Genomic DNA, 17,798 nt, shown 5'->3' with positions numbered 1-17,798 from the left:
TCCGGTCGTGAAGGCATCCCCATACGGAAAGTCGTAGTCCGGGACGCGCCTCGACCATCGCGGATTAAGTAGATCTGCAAGGCGTGCGTAGTCGATGGTCGTTGTTTCCCGTGCTAGTGCCGCGTGTCTAAAGTTATTTGACAATGATTCGGTGGGATAATTGTGCATGCGAATTGCACCGCTGGCATTGCGCGACGGTGATCGGGAGACGCTGATGTCGTTGACGCGGTCCTCGACGGTGATGGCGGGATCCGCGCAGCGAGCGCGGATCGTGTTGTTGGCCGCTGACGGTGTGTCCAACACTGAGATTGCCGAGCGCGCCGGGGTGTCGCGCCCGACGGTGATCGGTTGGCGAGCACGGTACGAACAGTCCGGGATGGCGGGCTTGGTCGACCGGCCGCGTTCGGGTCGGCCCCGGGATCTCGATCATCGCGAGATCGTGGCGGCCACGTTGGCTCCGCCTCCTGCCAAACTTGGTGTTACGCATTGGAGTTCGCGTCTGCTGGCCAAGCATCTGAAGATCAGCTTCTCTGCGGTTGCCAAGGCGTGGCGTGAATACGGGGTTCAGCCGTGGCGGTCGGAGACGTTCAAGTTCTCCACCGACCCGGAGTTGGTCGCCAAGGTCACCGACGTCGTCGGGCTCTACCTCGATCCGCCGGAGAACGCCATCGTGCTGTGCGTGGACGAGAAGAGCCAAATACAGGCACTCGATCGCACCCAGCCGATGTTGCCGATGCAACCCGGCCTGCCCGAGCGTCGCACCCATGACTACGTACGCCACGGCACCACCACGCTATTCGCCGCTTTGGAGGTGGCCACCGGCAAGGTCACCGGGATCTGTCAGGACCGCCACCGGCATCAGGAGTTCCTGCGCTTCCTCAAACACGTCGCGCGCGCGTATCCCGACCAGGAACTGCATCTGGTGATGGACAACTACGCCGCCCACAAACGCGTCGAAGTCCGCCAGTGGCTCGCCGACAATCCGCTCATCCAAGTGCATTTCACCCCGACGTCGGCGTCCTGGCTCAATCTCGTCGAAGTATGGTTCGGCATCATCGAACGACAGGCCATCCACCGCGGCACCTTCGGCAACGTCCGCGAACTGACGACGGCCATCCGCACCTTCATCACCGGCTGGAACAAACGCTCCCACCCGTTCGTGTGGACCAAGACCTCCGATGAAATCCTCAAGAAGGCCAACCGTCAATCAACTTCAAACACGGACCACTAGTGCGTCCAGTGCACTCCACGGGTGCGTGCGCGCTCAGACGTCCTTGACGGGATCGATGCCTAGATCGCGGTAGGTGACGAGTGCGGCGAACGGCACGTTGCGGCGGGCGAACCTTCCAGCGGCGACGTCACCTCGGTCGACCATCGGGATGACGCCGCTGACGACGGCTCCCGCCGCAACCACGCGGTCGAAGGCGATCTCGGTGGAGCCGCCGGTGCTGATCACGTCGTCGACCAGCAGGACGCGCGTGCCCTGCTGGAGGCGCGTGCCCTCGATCCACTGTTCACGGCCGCGTTGCTTCTGTTCCTTGCGGACCGAGAACCAGGCCTTGCCCGTGACCATGGCAATACCGTGCGCGAGCGGGTCGGCGCCCATGGTGAGGCCGCCGACGGCGTCGAACTCGATACCGGTCTGGGTGGCGAGGTCGGCGACGGCCCGGCTGACGACGGCGAGGCGCTCACCGGTGTCGATGGCGTACTTGCCGTCGATGTAGTCGTGACTGAGCTGACCGCTGACCAGCCTGAAGGGTTCCTCGCGGCGCTCGTGGCCGCGGGTGCGGATCAGCTCGAAGGCGGCTTGCCAGGTTTCGGGACGGTCGGACACGCAATGATCGTATTGCAGGTCAGCCCTGGCGCGCCCGTCGCGTCAGTTCCGCCGTGGCCGAGCGGAACTGGTCTTGGGAATCGATCCGCTCGGCGTAACCCACGCGGGGGTAGGCCACCCCGCGTGCCGTGGTGATCTTGAGGTCGAGCCCATAGCGGTCAGCGCCCGTACACGTAGCAGCGATGGTGTCGGGATAGCCGCCGAGTGTCTTGCTCATCGCGGTCAGTGCCTCGGCGTTGTCGGCGTTGAGGTGCTCGATGGCGCCCGCGGCGATCGGCTGGACCGGATCGGGCTCGGCGGCCGCGTAGTCGGCGCCGGTGGCCGAGTCCATGCGACCGTAGCCGCCGACCCAGCGGACCCGGTCCACGCGCAGCACCCACAGCGTGAAGTCGCTGTAGTCGACGTAGTACTTCGCAGCGGGCACGGCGTCCAGGTGCGCCTGGCGTGCGGCGGCGAGTTCGTCGCCGGTGGGCTTCTCCGCGACACCGGACAGCGTGATCCGCGAGTTGGCGAGGGGATCGCTGTCGATGGCCGCCGCGACGATCGCGATGCTGGCTCTGGGATCCCCGGTCAGGTTGCGGCCGTGCTCGGCCAGGTTGGAGACGCACAGCACGGGTGCGCCGCCCAGCAGTCCGTAGGCCACGAACGACGCCCACGGGTCGCCTGCCGTCGTCAGCGTTGCCAGGGTCCCGCTGTTGGTCGACGCGGCGATGGTGCGCGCCTCCTCGGCGGCCGAGGGCCGGGTCGTGTCGGAAGGCGGGACCAACGGCGGTGGGATCGACGGAGCGTCGCCAGGGTCACCGTGGTCGCGCAAGTCATCGGATACCACGTCCGCACCCTACCGCCGCAACAGTCGCCGATTCAGCGAGCCGCCCGCCGGGAACTTAATTCTTCTGCGTGCCTGCCGATTCCTGTGAGAGAATGGGGTAAACGTGGTTGACCAGCTGACACGTTTTGATTTTGCTGAAACGAGGGGGGGTTGTGCCGAACCCTGTCCTGCGCGTCTTGCCTTCGATCGGTGCGCTTCTTGCCGCGTTGCTGATCGCTGGCGCCGGGGCAGGCGTCGCGGTCGCCGTTCCGGGTGACACCGGCGACGGCCCGGGGACCGACGAACCCGTTGGTCCGCCGGCCGGCAGCCAACCGGGTGTCGTCGAACCCGAACCGACGACGGCGACTCCGCCGAGCATCTTCGACATCCCGAGGAACATCGCCACCCAGCTGCGCGACATGATGGGCCGACCGCTCAGCATCTTCGGCAACGGGCGGACTCCCGGGACGCGCAGCCCGCCGGACGGCACCGTCCCCGCCGGCGATTCGAGCAAGCGCAAGCGCGACAAGGACAGAACTGCCGCGGAGAAGCCGACGGTCCCCGAACAAGCGACGTCCGCGCCGGTCCAGCAGGCGCCGGCGTACAGGCACACCACGGGCTCGGTCGACGTCACGCCGCCGTCCTCCGCGCCACCGATCTCCGTCCCCGGCTACCAGGGCCAGCGGTGGACGCTCGATCTGTCCGATCCCTTCGCGGCCTTCACGGCGATGGGGAAGACCTTGAGCACCGTCAACTCGCTGCTGGCCGACGCGTATGCCCCGTACAACCCGTTCAAGCCGAAACCGCCGCCGCAGCCGGCGCCGACGTTCCGCACCATGGAGGAGGGGCCAGTCGACGCAGTCGACACGGTCGATACCACGCCGATGGCCAGCGGATCGGACCTTCCGGTCGTGCAGGTACCGGTGATCATTCCGCCGGTCCGCCTCGCACCGTCTCGCCCGATCACCGGATCGGTGCCCGCAACTGGATCCGGATCGGTGCCGGCTGGTGAAGGCCGACAGGTTCTCGGTGCGGGTCCTGCGGGAGTGCCCGCTCCGGCGGTTCGCGGATCGGTGACGCAGAACGGTTCGACGCCAACCGAGCAGTTGCCGCCGAACGGGTCCACCTCTGCCGGGTACACCTCTGCCGGGTCCACCTCTGCTGGGTCCACCTCTGCAATGGGCAACCCCGTGCTGCGGGACGGCTATCCGCAGTACCTGCGCTCGGCGCGCATGACCCAGGTGGCCACGGTGGCACTTCCGGGTCTTGCCGGCCTGATCGCCCTCACGGCCAGCGGCAGCGTGATCGGGTATCGGCAGGCCAATTCCGGCCGGTATCTGCGATCCGAGGCAGAGCGCTTCATCCAGTGAGTTCGGCCGCCGTCGACGCCGACGATCATCGAGCTCGCCGTCATGCCAATCACGTTGCTCCTGCGGCTGATTGGCCAAAGTAAGTGGCCGGTCGAGGTCGGGCGCGTCCGTCGGTGATTCAAAGTCGCAGACCGTGGGTAGGTTTGAGGACTGATGACTCAGGCGACGAAACTCCCGTTCGATCGATGGCTGCCGACGCAGAGGTGGTACGCGGGACGGGGCCGTGACCTGGCCGACGTGCGACCCGTCGAGGTGGTCGCGCTTCGCGGCGATCTCGACCTGGTGTTACTCGACGTCGAGTTCACTGACGGAACGTCGCACCGGTACCAGCTGTTGGTGCGCTGGGACGGCGGGTCCGACGCGGCTCCCGGCGCCACCATCGGCACCTCGGGCGTGCACACCGCCTATGACGCCCTGTACGACCCGTCCGCAGCGCAGTTACTGCTGTCGATGGTCGACGGCTCGGAGTCGGTCGGGCCGCTGCGCTTTTTGAAGGAACCAGGCGCCGCCCTGCCATTGGATGCGGCGGGCCGGGTGGTCGGCGCCGAGCAGAGCAACACCAGCGTGGTGTTCTCCGACGCCGCGATCTTCAAGGTGTTCCGCCGCGTAACGCCCGGCGTCAACCCCGACATCGAGCTCAACCGGGAGCTGGCGCACGCAGGCAACCCGCACGTGGCGAGGCTGCTCGGATCGTTCGAGACCACCCTCGATGGCGAGCCGTACGCACTGGGAATGGTCACCGAGTTCGCCGCCAACTCGGCGGAGGGCTGGGACATGGCGACCGCCAGCACCCGCGATCTGTCCGCCGAAGGGGCCGGCGCGGACTTCGCGGGCGAGTCGCACCAGCTCGGCCACGCGGTCGCATCGGTGCATCGGACATTGGCCACCAGTCTCGGCGCCGCACGCGAGCCGTTCCCGGTCGACACGCTCCTGCAGCGGCTCCACGCCGTGGCCTCCATGGTCCCTGCCGTCGAGCAGTACCGGCCGCTGATCGAGGAGCGCTACCACGAGCTCGCAGGTGAGCAGATCACCGTGCAGCGCGTGCACGGCGACCTTCACCTCGGCCAGGTGCTCCGGACACCCGAGCGCTGGCTGGTGATCGACTTCGAAGGCGAGCCGGGGCAGCCGCTGGAGGAGCGACGCAGACCGGACTCCCCGCTGCGGGACATTGCGGGCGTGCTGCGGTCCTACGAGTACGCGGCCTATCAGCGCCTCGTCGAGGGCAGCGGGGCTGCGCAGGAGCACCGACTGGCCGTCCGTGCCCGCGAGTGGGTGGACCGCAACTGCGCATCGTTCTGCGACGGTTACACGGCCGCGTCGGGCGACGATCCGCGAGCCTCGGCCGGTGTGCTCGCCGCTTACGAACTCGACAAGGCGGTGTACGAGGCCGGCTACGAGGCCAGGTATCGCCCGGGTTGGCTTCCCATCCCGATGGCGTCGATCGGCCGTCTGGTCGGCTGAGGGACTCGCTGCGCGTCACGAGTCCAGCGATCGGCGGGCAGACCGCCAGCACTCTCAACGCTCGTTCACAGGTTGCCCGAACGTCGCGATGCCTCACTGAGTGCTGTGACGCAAACCCTGGGAAGGTTGGCAGGATGCGCCGACACGCCCGCCGCGGAAGTGCGCCCCCATGGGTCGTCGATCGTCACCGGTGACCGGCTTCGCCTGGGCATTCTTCTGCTCGCCACCGCCGTGCTCTACCTCTGGAACATCACCATCAACGGCATGGGCAACCAGTACTACGCGGCGTCCGCCGAGGCGGGGTCCCGTGACTGGGAGGCGTTGCTGTTCGGGTCGCTGGACTGGCACAACTTCATCACGGTCGACAAGCCGCCGCTGTCGCAGTGGGTGATGGGACTCTCAGGTCAGCTGTTCGGGTTCGGCAGCGCCAGCATGCTCGTCCCGCAGGCGTTGATGGCCGTCGGCGCCGTCGCACTCCTGTACGGGGCGGTGCGCCGGATCAGCGGGCCGCGGGCCGGGTTGCTCGCCGGGGCGGCGCTCGCGCTCACGCCGGTGGCCGTGCTGATGTTCCGCTTCAACGACCCCGACGCCGCGATGGTTCTTCTGATGACGACCGCGGCGTACTGCACGGTGCGCGCCGTGCAATGGGGTTCGGCGAGGTGGCTGGCGGGTGCCGGGGCGGCGCTGGGGTTCGCCTTCCTCGCGAAGATGCTCGAGGGCGCCATGGTCATGCCCGCGCTCGCGGCGGCCTACCTCGTCGCTGCGCCGGTGCGACTGCGCGTCCGGTTGGCCCACCTGCTGGGCGCTGCCGCGGCGTTCGCGATCTCGGCGGGTTGGTTCGTGGTGCTGACGATGGTGTGGCCCGCGTCCGCGCGGCCGTATCTCGCAGGGTCGACCGACAACAACTTCATGAATCTGGTCCTCGGCTACAACGGGTTGGCGCGGCTGCTGGGTCGCGACCATTCCGACATCATGCTGCCGTCCGGTCTCGGCCCGATCACCGGTTTTGGCGGCTTCGGCAGTCGGTCGCAGGGCTGGTCGCGGCTGCTCTCCGGTGAGTTCGGCTTCGAGATCGGCTGGCTGGTGCCGGCCGCGGTGCTGGCGCTGGTCCTGACGATCGTCGCGCGCGCCAAGGCGCCGCGTACGGACCTGGTGCGCGCCGGCGCCATTCTGTTCGGTGCGTGGTTCCTGGTCGGCGGCCTGGTGTTGAGCTACATGCACGGCACGATCCACCCCTACTACAGCCTGTCGATCGCACCGCCCGTCGCGGCGATCTTCGCGATCGGCGTGCAGCAGACGTGGTCCCGCCGCGACGCCGTCTGGTGCCGGTCGGCAGTGGCGGCCATCTTGCTGACGGCGGGGGTGTGGGGTTGGTGGCTGTTGGGAGGCAGCGCCGTGGCGTGGCCGACCCTGAGGTGGTCCGTCCTGGTGCTGACGGTGTCGACGTCGACGGCGCTGCTGTGGAGTTGGACGCAGCGACGCGACGTCGCCCCGGTTCTGTTGGCCGTCGCATTGGCCGCTGCGTTGGGCGGTCCTGCGGCGTATTCGCTGGCGACCGTCGGTGCGCCGCACCAGGGAATCGGTCCTTCTGTCGGGCCGGCCAGGACGGGGCATTCGGGCGGCACCAGGGTCGGCAATCCGCGCCTCGATGCCATGCTCGAGGCGACCGCCACGCCGTGGTCGGCGGCCATCGACCGGTCGTCGTCAGCCGCAGGGCTCGAACTGTCAACGGGCACGGCGGTGATGGCGATCGGCGGCTTCTCGGGTACCGACCCGGCACCGACGCTGCAGCAGTTCAAGGACGACGTCGCCCGGCATCAGATCGCGTACTACCTGGCTCCTCGCGGCTCTTCCAAGGGCGCCGCCGCAGAGGACGAGCACGGTGAGCACGTCAGCCTCCGTGCGCACTCCGACATCCTGAGGTGGGTGCGCGGGCACTTCCACTCGACGACGATCGGCGGCGTCACGGCCTACGACCTGGCCGCGCCGAAAGTGACCGTCGCTAGCCGACCAGACGGCGTAGCAGCGTCGAGGCGGTGACGACGCCGAGCGTCGCGGCGACCAACAGGACGGCGATGTCGAGCCACGTGTTGCCCGGCGTCCCGATCAGCAGCGCCCGCAGTGCGTTGACCTCGTAGCTCAGCGGGTTGACCGCCGAGAGCCAACGCAGCCAGGGCGGCATGATGTCCACCGGGTACAGCGCGTTGGAGGCGAAGAACAGCGGCATGGTGATGGCCTGACCGATGCCCATCATCCGGTCGCGGTTGCGCACCAGACCCGCGAGCGTCATCGACAGACACGCGAAGAAGGCCGAGCCAAGCACCACGACGCCCATCGCGGCGAGAATCCGCAAGGGGTTGGCGGTCAGGTGGATGCCCATCAGATAGGAGATCACCATGACGCCGACCACCTGGGCGACCGAGCGAACCCCCGCCGCGAACGCCTTGCCCGTGATGAGCGCCGATGCGGGCGCGGGGGTGACCATCAGCTTGGCCAGGATGCCCGCGTCGCGGTCCCACACGATCTGGATGCCGTAGAAGATGGAGATGAACAGTGCCGACTGCGCGATGATGCCTGGCGCCAGGAACGAGAGGTACGGCACGCCGCCGGTGTCGATGACGTGCAGCTGGGAGAACGTCTGCCCGAAGATCAGCAGCCACAGCGCGGGCTGCACCATGCGGGTCATCAGCTCGGTGCGGTCGTGGGAGAGCTTCTGCATCTCCACCAGCGCGAAGGCGCCCATGCGGCGCAGGAGTCCGCCGACGCGCCGGATGCCGCGTGGTGCGCGGATCAACTCGACGGTGGGAGCGGCACGAGGGGAAGACGTGCTGGGGCGAGCGGAACGAGGGGACGAGGTATCGTCAACTGACACGGCGAGCCGCCTTTCTGCTGGAACCGATCTCGCGTAACCCACGCCTGGTGTTCTCCTCGGACAGGTCCGAGCCGGCGTAGTGGCGGAACACGTCCTCCAGCGTCGCACTGGCGGAGGCGTCCGCAGTCAGTCCCGCCTTCAGATCGCTCGGCGAACCGACGGCCTGCAGCACGCCGTGGTGCATGAGGGCGACGCGGTCGCACAGCGCGTCGGCCTCCTCCATGTAGTGGGTGGTCAGCAGGACCGTCATGCCGTACTCCTCCTGCATGTCGGCCACTTGCGACCAAACCCCGTCGCGCGCAATGGGATCCAGGCCGACCGTGGGCTCGTCGAGGATCAGCAGCGACGGCCGGTTTACCAGTGCCTGGGCGAGTTCCAGTCTGCGCACCATTCCACCGGAGTAGGTGCCAGCGAGGTTCTCGGCGACGTCGAGCAGTTGCATCGCCGACAACGCCTCGTCGACCCGGGCACGGCGCTGGCGGCGCGGAACGTCGTACAGCCTCGCGAACAGGTCGACGTTCTGCCGGCCGGTCAGCGTTGATTCGATCGAGAGTTGTTGCGGCACGTAGCCGATGTTCTGGCGGATGTCGAGGGTGTCGCGCCGGGAGTCGAACTCGAAGATCCGAACGTCGCCGGTCTGGACGGGCGTGAGCGTGGTGAGCAACCGCACGACCGTGGTCTTGCCCGCGCCGTTGGGTCCGAGCAGGCCCATCGTCTCACCCGCTTGCACCTCCAGGTTCAGGTCGTCGACGGCGGTGAAGTCGCCGTAGCGGTGGCTCAGGTGGCGGCAGTCGATCGCCGGGGCCGTCGAAGGTGTCTGGGTCATGCTTGCTCCTCGCGCAGAAGTCGGGTCACGTCGGCGAGCACGGCGAGGCCGTCGTTGAGTTTGTCGATCTGATCGGGGTCCAGGCGCTCGAGCACGGCCCCGAGGGCGGCCCGGCGCGCGGCGCGGGATTCGTCGGCGATGCGCTGCGCGGACGCGGTGAGCCGAAGTCTGCCAACCCGCCGGTCGTCGGGGTCGACGGAGCGCACCAGCAGGCCGTCGGTGGACAACCGCGACACCAGCGTCGATGCGGTGTTCGGGGCGAGCCCGAGCTCGTCGGCGGCGCGGCGCACGGAGATGCCTGGCTGACGTGCGACGAGTCTGAGCATTTCAGCTTGCGACTCAGGCAGTCCGGTGCCGATGCCGGGTGCGCCGCTCGATCGGCGCGCCTGGCGGCGGAAACGGCCCACGCCCGCGGGCAGCTCCGCGGCGAGATCGGTCCGGGTGTCCACCGCTCCACGATACCTCTGTTGCAGAGCTAATTACTCCCGACCCCGAGCGATTTCGGCGCGGAACGTTGCGATGAGCGCAACAGGATGCGCCCAACCGCCGGACGGGAGCGGCTGACCATCCGAATCGACGACTGCGTCAGGCTTCCTCCGGTGCCGCCTGCAGCACGATGACGGAGCGCGCTTCGACGGTGAGCTGTGCGGCGGCCGCCACCGGCCTGGATCCTTCCATGACCGCCCCGTCGACCGTGTAGATCACCGGCTTCCACCTCGAGCCGAATTCCTTTGGCGGCAGGGTGAAGTCGATCGGCTCGTGATGGGCGTTGAAACACATCACGAATGAGTCGTCGGTGACGCGCTGACCGCGCGGGTCCAGATCGGGGATGCCCTGGCCGTTGAGGTAGACGGTGATCGACTTGCCGAAGCCGGAACCCCAGTCCTCGTCGCTCATCTCCGAGCCGTCGGGGGCGAACCACGAGATGTCCGGAATGCGTTCGGACCCGCGGATGCGCACCGGCAGCCCGTCGAAGAACCGGCGTCGACGGAACACCGGATGCGCAGCCCGCAACGCGGACACCGAGCGGGTGAATTCGATCAAACCGGTGTCGGCACTGGCCCAGTCGATCCAGGTGATCTCGTTGTCCTGGCAGTACCCGTTGTTGTTGCCGCCCTGAGTGCGGCCGAGCTCGTCACCGTGGCAGATCATCGGCACGCCCTGGCTCAGCAGGTTGGTGGTGATGAAGTTGCGCTGCTGTTGCGCTCGCAGCGCAAGGATCTCCGGGTCGTCCGTGGGGCCTTCGACGCCACAGTTCCAGGACTGGTTGTTGCTCTCGCCGTCGTTGTTGTCCTCGCCGTTGGCGTCGTTGTGCTTCTCGTTGTAGGAGACCAGGTCGCGCAGCGTGAAACCGTCGTGGGCGGTGACGAAGTTGATCGAGGCCACCGGTCGTCGCGCCGTGTGCTCGTACAGATCCGCTGATCCGGTGAGTCGGGAGGCGAACTCGCCGAGGCTGGCGTCCTCGCCGCGCCAGAAGTCCCGGACCGTGTCGCGGTACTTGCCGTTCCACTCGGTCCACTGTGGTGGGAAGTTGCCGACCTGGTAGCCACCGGGGCCGACGTCCCACGGCTCGGCGATGAGTTTCACCTGGCTCACGGTGGGATCCTGCTGAACGAGTTCGAAGAACGTGGACAGCTTGTCCACGTCGTAGAACTCGCGCGCCAGCGTGGACGCCAGGTCGAACCGGAACCCGTCGACGTGCATCTCGGTGACCCAGTAGCGCAGCGAGTCCATGATGAGTTGAAGAGCGTGGGGGTGGCCGGCGTTGAGGCTGTTGCCGGTGCCGGTGTAGTCCATGTAGTACCGCTGGTCGTCGTCGACGAGGCGGTAGTAGGCGGCGTTGTCGATCCCGCGCATCGACAACGTCGGTCCCATGTGGTTGCCCTCGGCGGTGTGGTTGTAGACCACGTCGAGGATCACCTCGATGTTCGCTTCGTGTAGGGCGCGGACCATCGCCTTGAACTCCTGCACCTGGCCGCCGGGGGTCGGGCTGGCGCCGTACTTGGAGTCCGGCGCGAAGAACCCGATGGTGTTGTAACCCCAGTAGTTGGACAGCCCCTTGTCGATCAGCGTGGAGTCGTTCGCGAAGTGGTGCACCGGCATCAGCTCGATCGCGGTGATCCCGAGGTCCTTGAGGTGGTCGATGATCGCGGGGTGGGCGATCGCCGCGTAGGTGCCGCGGCTGCGCTCCGGGATGTCCGGATGCGTCTCGGTGAGGCCCTTGACGTGCGCCTCGTAGATGACCGAGTCCGCGTATTCGTGCTGCGGCGGCCGGTCGTTGCCCCAGTCGAAGAACGGGTTGATGACGACGGACTTGGGCATGCTGGCCGCCGAGTCCTCGTCGTTGCGGCTGTCGGGGTCGCCGAAGTCGTAGCCGAAGAGCGACTGGTCCCACTGGAACGTGCCGTCGATGGCCTTCGCGTATGGATCCAGCAGCAGCTTGTTGGGGTTGCAGCGCTGACCGGACGCCGGATCGTACGGACCGTGCACGCGATAGCCGTACCGCTGGCCCGGCTCCACGTCGGGCACGAAGCCGTGCCAGACGAAGCCGTCGACCTCGGGCAGCTTCAACTTGGTCTCGGTGCCATCGGGGTCGAACAGACACAGCTCGATGGACTCCGCGGCCTCGCTGAAAACGGCGAAGTTACTGCCGGAACCGTCATATGTGGCGCCAAGCGGGTAGGCCTTGCCGGGCCACATCTCCCGCAGGATCACGTCCTTGACGGGCGTATCGGGCTGCGACGCCGGCATCACTGCGGGCGTTGCGGTGTCCTTGGAACTGGCGGCTGAGGCCAAAGTGCACACTCCGTGTTGACTGAGATGGAACAAGGCGACGATACGGTGCTCTCAGCCGCGGGAGCATGGCGGGCGAGACGCACGAATTGGAGGTATCCAGTTTGGCCACCGGCTCTGATCTGCCCAGTTACCGAACTTTGCAAACCGAGGCCAACGGGCCTGTGGCCACGATCACTCTGAATCGGCCCCGGGTTCGCAATGCGATCGGCGACGGGATGCCCGAGGAACTCGCCGACGCATTCGTCCGCTGCGACCGGGACGACGCCGTGCAGGTGGTGGTGCTGACGGGTGCTCCACCGGCCTTCTGCGCAGGCGCCGACCTTGGCATCGGCGACCGCACCTTTGCCGAACCCGGACCTGGCTTCAGCGCGGCGGGTATCGCGATACCAGCCTGGACGCTGAGCAAACCGGTGATCGCCGCTGTCAATGGGCACGCGCTCGGGCTCGGGCTGACCCTCGCGCTGCAGTGCGACATCCGGTTGTTCGCCGCCGACGCGAAGTACGGCGTCGTGCAGGTCCGCCGCGGAGTGGTCGGGGACGCATACTCGCACTGGGTGCTGCCCCGGTTGGTCGGCATCGCCAAGGCCGCCGAGATTCTGCTGACCGGCGCCACCTTCGACGGACGCCGCGCGGTCGAGCTCGGGCTGGGCAGCCGGGTGCTCGACGCCGACGCCGTTCTGCCTGCAGCGGTGGCCCTCGCCCACGACATCGCCCAGAACACCGCCCCGATGTCGGTGGCTGCAAGCAAGCGCCTGCTGTGGGACTCGTTCGACCTGGACCGCGAGGCGGTCGGCGCCCGCGAGACCGCGATACATCTCGCGCTGATGGCCCACGACGACGCGAAGGAGGGCGTGCGCGCGCATCTCGCCGGCCGCCCGCCGCGGTGGACCGGGTGGCCCGTCGACCCCACCCTCTAGCGATTTGTGTGCGTTCACCGGCGCTCACCGCCGATTAATGCACACAAGTCGCGCGACGGATCTCGGCAATGACCCGTTCTGGATACTCCGTGAGGTCTAGCCAGGTGAACCGGAGTACCTGCCAACCAAGCAGGATCAAGCGGTTCTGTCGCACGCGGTCCTTGCGGAAGGTCTCCGGATCGGAATGGAACGCGAACCCGTCGGCTTCGACCGCGACCTTGCTCGTCGAGAACGCAACGTCGACGACGTATCCGCCCACGGCAAGGTTCGACACCCAGCCAGTGATGCCTGCCTGTTTCAGCAATTTGACGAGCAGACGTTCGGCGGCCGAGCGCGCCCCGTCGTCCGCCGCTTGTAGCAGTCGGCGTGCTGCGGGTGAACCATGGCGGCCCTTATTGCGCAGATGCGCCCGCCACAACCGAGTCAGGTCGGTGTGCCGTTGAAGTGCCGTGTCCAGGATGCTGACACCACCGCCGCGTCGGGTCGCGGCCTCGACGACCGTCAGACCTAGTTCCGTGACTCGCAGGCCTCTTTGCTCGACGACGTCCGCCCGGCTCAGATCTCGGCGTCGAGTTCGGATGCCGTCACGCTTGGCGCGATGCGCGTCTCGGGGCACCGTGACCTCCACCAGCATTGGAGCGTATTTCGTAACGCCGTGCCACCAAGCAGCCGTCAGGCCACTCGCAACCGCTTCGGATCCCAGTCCCCACACCGCGGCGCGGATGCGTGCCGCGTCCGTGAACGGCCGGTCGTCGACGAAGTAGACGCCGGGGGCGCATCGCAGCCAACGCCCTGACCGCACCCGCCGGTTGACGGCGTCCTGGCTGATCCCGACCCGGTTGGCCTGTGCGAGTGTGAGGACGCCATCGTGCTGGCGCAAGAGCTGATCGATCACGCCGCTTTCGACGGCGACATACCCCCAAACGGTTCCCATCCCCGCGATTTGTGTGCGTTCACCGGCGCTCACCGCCGCTAGATGCACACAAATCGCTGGAAGGCGTCGAGTAGGCTCGCGCTCGCAGCCGGTTTGTCGGCGTGAGCCGACATCGTAAGAGGGAACCCGGTGAGAATCCGGGACTGTCCCGCAGCGGTGAGCAGGAACGACCGCCGTCATCAGCACTGGCATGCAGGGAGATCTGCGGCTGGGAAGCGACGGCCATTAGGTGCACGGAGCCTCGTGCGTGCCCGCGAGTCCGAAGACCTGCCAGTCGCACCGGGCGCGCCGCACCCGGTGGTTCATCGCCTCGTGGAATGGGCGGCAGCCGTTGCGGTTACACCTAGTGGGTGACCGCCCCCGGTTGGACGTCCGCTGGCCGTGACCATCGCTGTAGTGAAGGACGCACGCATGAATGTCACATCCCCCGATCGCTCCGCTCTTGCCCGCCGGCCATTCACCACCACCATCATCGGATCCCCGCGCATCGGTCTCAACCGCGAACTCAAGCGGGCCGTCGAGAAGTACTGGGCGGGCCGCATCGAGCGCGCCGAACTCGAATCCGTCGCCGCGACGATCCGCCGCGATACCTGGCGCCAACTCGTCGACGCCGGGCTGGACTCCGTCCCGGTGAACACCTTCTCGTACTACGACCAGATCCTCGACACCGCAGTACTGGTGGGTGCCCTGCCGCCGCGGGTGGCGAACGTGGCCGACGAACTTGACCGTTACTTCACCGCCGCCCGCGGCAACGACGATGTGGCGCCGTTGGAGATGACCAAGTGGTTCGACACCAACTACCACTATCTAGTTCCGGAGATCGGCTCCGACACCCGGTTCTCGCTCGACCCCACCAAGGTGCTCGGTGAGTTGGAAGAGGCTCGTGCGCAGGGTGTTCCGGCGCGACCGGTGGTCGTCGGGCCCATCACGTTCCTGGCCCTGAGCAAGTCGGTGGACGGGGCAGGGCCGCCGATCGGGCGACTCGACGAGCTCGTCGCGGTGTACGCGGAGCTGCTCGACCTGCTCGCCTCCCACGGCGTGGACTGGGTTCAGCTCGACGAACCGGTGCTCGTGACCGACATCGTCGACAACGCCGCCGAGCTGACGCAGCGCACCTATCGGTTGCTCGGCGGCCTGAAGGCGCGGCCCGCGCTGTTCGTCGCGACCTACTTCGGCGAGCTGAGCGACGCCCTGCCTGCGCTCGCGCGCACGCCGGTCGAGGCGATCGGTGTCGATCTCGTCGCGGGGAGCCTAAACGGCTTGGCGGCCGTGCCGGAGCTGGCGGGCAAGACGGTGGTCGCCGGTGTGGTCGATGGCCGCAACGTCTGGCGCACCGATCTCGAAGCTGCGCTCGGCACGTTGGCGACCGTACTGGGAAGTGCGGGGGCGGTTGCCGTCTCCACGTCCTGCTCGACGCTTCACGTCCCGTACTCGCTCGACGTGGAGGCCGATCTCGACGACGCCCTGCGCAGCTGGCTGGCGTTCGGCGCGGAGAAGGTCACCGAGGTGGTGACGCTGGCGCGCGGTCTGCGCGACGGCCGCGAGGTGATCGCCGACGAGGTGGCAGCATCCAACATCGCCATGGCATCGCGCCGAGCCGATCCGCGGCTCAACAACGGCCAGGTGCGCGAACGCATCTCGTCGATCCTCGCGTCGGGAACCACCAGGGGGCCCGCCGAGCGGCGGCACGCAGAGCAGCAGGAGCGGCTGCACCTGCCGGCCCTACCGACCACGACCATCGGTTCGTACCCGCAGACGTCGGCCATCCGGGTCGCGCGCGCCGCGCTGCGGTCCGGCGAGATCGACGGGGCGGAGTACGAGCGGCGGATGCGGGCGGAGATCGCCGCGGTCATCGAACTGCAGGAGAAGCTGGGCCTCGACGTGCTGGTGCACGGGGAACCCGAGCGCAACGACATGGTGCAGTACTTCGCCGAGCAGCTCGACGGGTTCTTCGCCACCCACGACGGCTGGGTCCAGTCGTACGGCAGCCGGTGTGTGCGCCCGCCGATCCTCTACGGCGACGTGGTCCGGCCGCGGCCGATGACGGTCGAGTGGATCGAATACGCGCAGTCGCTGACCACCAAGCCCGTCAAGGGCATGCTGACGGGCCCGGTGACCATCCTGGCGTGGTCGTTCGTCCGCGATGACCAACCACTGGCCGACACCGCCGCCCAGGTGGCTCTCGCGATCCGCGACGAGACCGTCGACCTGCAGAGTGCGGGCATCGCGATCATCCAGGTCGACGAGCCCGCGCTACGGGAGCTGCTGCCGCTGCGCTCCAAGGACAAGGGGGCGTACCTGAAGTGGGCGGTCGACGCCTTCCGGCTGTCGACGTCGGGCGTCGCGGACGCCACGCAGATCCACACCCACCTGTGCTACTCCGAGTTCGGCGAGGTGATCAGGGCGATCGCGGACCTGGACGCCGACGTCACCTCGATCGAGGCGGCCCGCTCGCACATGGAAGTTCTCGGTGACCTCACCGCGGCGGGGTTCGGCAACAGCGTCGGCCCCGGCGTCTACGACATCCACTCGCCACGCGTGCCAGGGGTTCGGGAGATGGCGGCCTCGCTTCGCGAGGCGCTGAAATCTATTCCCTCCGAAAGGCTCTGGGTCAATCCGGACTGCGGGCTGAAGACACGCAACACCGATGAGGTGGCCAAGTCGCTGGAGAACCTGGTGGCCGCGGCCAGGGAAGTCCGCGGCTAGGCCGAGACGTCAACCCCCGCCGCGCGCAAAGCGTCGACGGCTTCGGCGGTCGTCGTCGGTGACACCCCCGCCGTCAGGTCCAGCAGGACCCGGGTGGTGAAGCCGGCGGCGACCGCGTCGGCCGCGGTGGCCTTGACGCAGTAGTCGGTGGCGATGCCGACCACGTCCACCGTGTCGACGTCGCGCCGCCGCAGCCAGTCGGCCAGTGTCGTCCCGTCGTCTTCGGTGGCGCCCTCGAAGCCGCTGTAGGCCGCTGAGTAGTGGCCCTTGTGGAAGACGGCCCCCACGGCCGCCGGGTCGAACGCCGGATGGAAGTCGACGCCTGGTGTGCCGACGACGCAGTGGCGCGGCCAAGAATCGCGGTAGTCGGGCTCGTCGGAGAAGTGGGCGCCGGGGTCGATGTGCCAGTCCATCGTCGCGACGACGTGGGCGTAGTCGTGATCGACCAGTAGATCGGTGATCCTCTGCGCGACCTCGGCACCGCCCTCGACCGCCAGCGAGCCGCCCTCGCAGAAGTCCTTCTGTACGTCCACGACGATGAGCGCGCGCATACCGTGACTTTATCGACGATCCGTCTCGGCTGGGCGGTCGTTACGCCGGCTTCGCCTCGACGACACTGAAGGGCGACGCGGTTTGCACCACTCGCGTCATCCGCAATCCGGCCTGAGCCAGTAGGTTCCGTACTCGGCGGCGGTGCGTTCGCGACTGCCTGCGACGAGCAGCATCTCCAGATCTGCCCAATCTTCAGGGAACTCGCGGTGGTGCTCGGGCAATACGGTTTCGACCAGCAACACCGGCGCATCGCTGTCGGGTGCCGCACGCGCGCTTCGCAGGATCGCCGTGGCTCGGTGATCGGGCCAGTCGTGGATGACCGACTTCATGACGTGTGCGTCCCCGCCTGCTGGCACGCGGTCGAAGAACGACCCCCTCGACGCGTACGCGGTCCTCGACCCCCATTGCCGCAACGCTCCGCAGGCACCGCCGCCAGGATGCCTGCCTGCAGCCGGCCGTGCCCGCCGCCGACGTCCACGATCGTCGCGTAGGAACTGACGTCGTATCCGGCGATCACGGTCGCCTCCGCCATCCCGGCGAAGCCGGTCATGGCCTCGTTGAAGGAGGCCCGCGAACTCGGGGTCGTCTTCCAGCTGTTCGAAGAACTCCTTGCCGCGCAACATCGGTGTCGCTTTGCATAGGGCCGTCCGTGCCGCCCGAACGTCGATTTTCCGGTGGCGTTGGAGGCCGAATTCGACGACAAACCGACGCTTGCCGTCATA

At 67.7% G+C, this 17,798-nt stretch carries 16 protein-coding genes and 1 riboswitch; of the genes, 6 read left to right on the top strand and 10 right to left on the bottom strand.

The window, feature by feature from the left end; translation table 11 throughout:
- The first annotated feature begins 166 nt into the window (after positions 1-166).
- Positions 167-1,231: an IS630 family transposase gene (locus QOI01_RS09925; RefSeq protein ID WP_526380370.1), complete on the top strand. Its 1,065-nt coding sequence runs from the start codon at positions 167-169 to the stop codon at positions 1,229-1,231.
- Positions 1,232-1,264: 33 nt separating this feature from the next.
- On the opposite strand, the gene pyrE is transcribed toward QOI01_RS09925, so the two are convergent.
- Both pyrE and QOI01_RS09915 read right to left on the bottom strand, forming a co-directional pair.
- The gene (pyrE, locus tag QOI01_RS09920; protein ID WP_526380368.1) at positions 1,265-1,834 is read right to left on the bottom strand and encodes an orotate phosphoribosyltransferase; all 570 of its coding nucleotides are present in this window, start codon (positions 1,832-1,834) and stop codon (positions 1,265-1,267) included.
- A gap of 19 nt (positions 1,835-1,853) precedes the next feature.
- Positions 1,854-2,663: a HugZ family pyridoxamine 5'-phosphate oxidase gene (locus tag QOI01_RS09915; protein WP_526380366.1), complete on the bottom strand. Its 810-nt coding sequence runs from the start codon at positions 2,661-2,663 to the stop codon at positions 1,854-1,856.
- A 152-nt stretch (positions 2,664-2,815) separates the two neighbouring features.
- Here QOI01_RS09915 and QOI01_RS09910 point away from each other — a divergent pair, with 152 nt between their 5' ends.
- The 3 genes from QOI01_RS09910 to QOI01_RS09900 all read left to right on the top strand — a co-directional run bounded on the left by QOI01_RS09910 (position 2,816) and on the right by QOI01_RS09900 (position 7,513).
- Positions 2,816-4,012 (top strand): hypothetical protein, encoded by a 1,197-nt coding sequence (locus QOI01_RS09910; RefSeq protein WP_526380364.1) that lies wholly within the window; start codon positions 2,816-2,818, stop codon positions 4,010-4,012.
- Positions 4,013-4,165: 153 nt separating this feature from the next.
- A complete protein-coding gene (locus QOI01_RS09905) occupies positions 4,166-5,473 on the top strand; it encodes a maltokinase N-terminal cap-like domain-containing protein (RefSeq protein WP_526380362.1) in 1,308 nt (435 codons plus the stop codon).
- A gap of 105 nt (positions 5,474-5,578) precedes the next feature.
- Complete coding sequence (locus QOI01_RS09900) at positions 5,579-7,513, top strand: ArnT family glycosyltransferase (RefSeq protein WP_526380360.1); 1,935 nt, start codon at positions 5,579-5,581, stop codon at positions 7,511-7,513.
- On the opposite strand, the gene QOI01_RS09895 is transcribed toward QOI01_RS09900, so the two are convergent.
- The 4 genes from QOI01_RS09895 to glgX all read right to left on the bottom strand — a co-directional run bounded on the left by QOI01_RS09895 (position 7,476) and on the right by glgX (position 11,922).
- On the bottom strand, positions 7,476-8,216 hold the full coding sequence (locus QOI01_RS09895) for an ABC transporter permease (RefSeq protein WP_526380378.1): 741 nt from the start codon (positions 8,214-8,216) through the stop codon (positions 7,476-7,478). The genes QOI01_RS09900 and QOI01_RS09895 overlap by 38 nt on opposite strands.
- Before the next feature lie 118 nt (positions 8,217-8,334).
- Positions 8,335-9,171: an ATP-binding cassette domain-containing protein gene (locus QOI01_RS09890; RefSeq protein WP_526380358.1), complete on the bottom strand. Its 837-nt coding sequence runs from the start codon at positions 9,169-9,171 to the stop codon at positions 8,335-8,337.
- The gene (locus QOI01_RS09885) at positions 9,168-9,620 is read right to left on the bottom strand and encodes a MarR family winged helix-turn-helix transcriptional regulator (RefSeq protein WP_526380356.1); all 453 of its coding nucleotides are present in this window, start codon (positions 9,618-9,620) and stop codon (positions 9,168-9,170) included. Before QOI01_RS09885 ends, QOI01_RS09890 begins: the two co-directional genes overlap by 4 nt.
- A 136-nt stretch (positions 9,621-9,756) precedes the next feature.
- Positions 9,757-11,922, bottom strand: a complete 2,166-nt coding sequence (glgX, locus tag QOI01_RS09880; RefSeq protein ID WP_526380376.1) for a glycogen debranching protein GlgX — start codon at positions 11,920-11,922, stop codon at positions 9,757-9,759.
- Positions 11,923-12,032: 110 nt separating this feature from the next.
- On the opposite strand from glgX, the gene QOI01_RS09875 reads away from it, so the two are divergent.
- Positions 12,033-12,884 (top strand): enoyl-CoA hydratase/isomerase family protein, encoded by an 852-nt coding sequence (locus QOI01_RS09875; RefSeq protein WP_526380354.1) that lies wholly within the window; start codon positions 12,033-12,035, stop codon positions 12,882-12,884.
- 34 nt (positions 12,885-12,918) lie between these two features.
- Here QOI01_RS09875 and QOI01_RS09870 read toward each other — a convergent pair whose 3' ends face one another.
- Positions 12,919-13,779 carry a PDDEXK-like endonuclease domain-containing protein gene (locus tag QOI01_RS09870; RefSeq protein WP_526380374.1) on the bottom strand — a complete coding sequence of 287 codons (861 nt, stop codon included), beginning with the start codon at positions 13,777-13,779 and terminating at the stop codon, positions 12,919-12,921.
- 129 nt (positions 13,780-13,908) lie between these two features.
- A riboswitch (cobalamin riboswitch) is annotated at positions 13,909-14,090 on the top strand.
- Between the two features lie 139 nt (positions 14,091-14,229).
- On the opposite strand from QOI01_RS09870, the gene metE reads away from it, so the two are divergent.
- Positions 14,230-16,524 (top strand): 5-methyltetrahydropteroyltriglutamate--homocysteine S-methyltransferase, encoded by a 2,295-nt coding sequence (gene metE / locus QOI01_RS09865; RefSeq protein WP_526380352.1) that lies wholly within the window; start codon positions 14,230-14,232, stop codon positions 16,522-16,524.
- On the opposite strand, the gene QOI01_RS09860 is transcribed toward metE, so the two are convergent.
- The 3 genes from QOI01_RS09860 to QOI01_RS09850 all read right to left on the bottom strand — a co-directional run bounded on the left by QOI01_RS09860 (position 16,521) and on the right by QOI01_RS09850 (position 17,797).
- A complete protein-coding gene (locus QOI01_RS09860; RefSeq protein ID WP_526380350.1) occupies positions 16,521-17,075 on the bottom strand; it encodes an isochorismatase family protein in 555 nt (184 codons plus the stop codon). The genes metE and QOI01_RS09860 overlap by 4 nt on opposite strands.
- Positions 17,076-17,171: 96 nt before the next feature.
- Positions 17,172-17,405: a methyltransferase gene (locus QOI01_RS09855; protein WP_526380348.1), complete on the bottom strand. Its 234-nt coding sequence runs from the start codon at positions 17,403-17,405 to the stop codon at positions 17,172-17,174.
- Positions 17,402-17,797, bottom strand: a complete 396-nt coding sequence (locus QOI01_RS09850) for a methyltransferase (protein ID WP_526380346.1) — start codon at positions 17,795-17,797, stop codon at positions 17,402-17,404. The genes QOI01_RS09855 and QOI01_RS09850 overlap by 4 nt, the downstream gene beginning before the upstream one ends.
- Position 17,798: the final 1 nt, after the last annotated feature.

It is taken from the genome of Mycobacterium sp. (assembly GCF_032162605.1).
Classification (GTDB): Bacteria; Actinomycetota; Actinomycetes; order Mycobacteriales; family Mycobacteriaceae; genus Mycobacterium.
The sequence above is the reverse complement of the archived record's forward strand: the minus strand, read 5'-3'. Positions and strand labels throughout refer to the sequence as shown.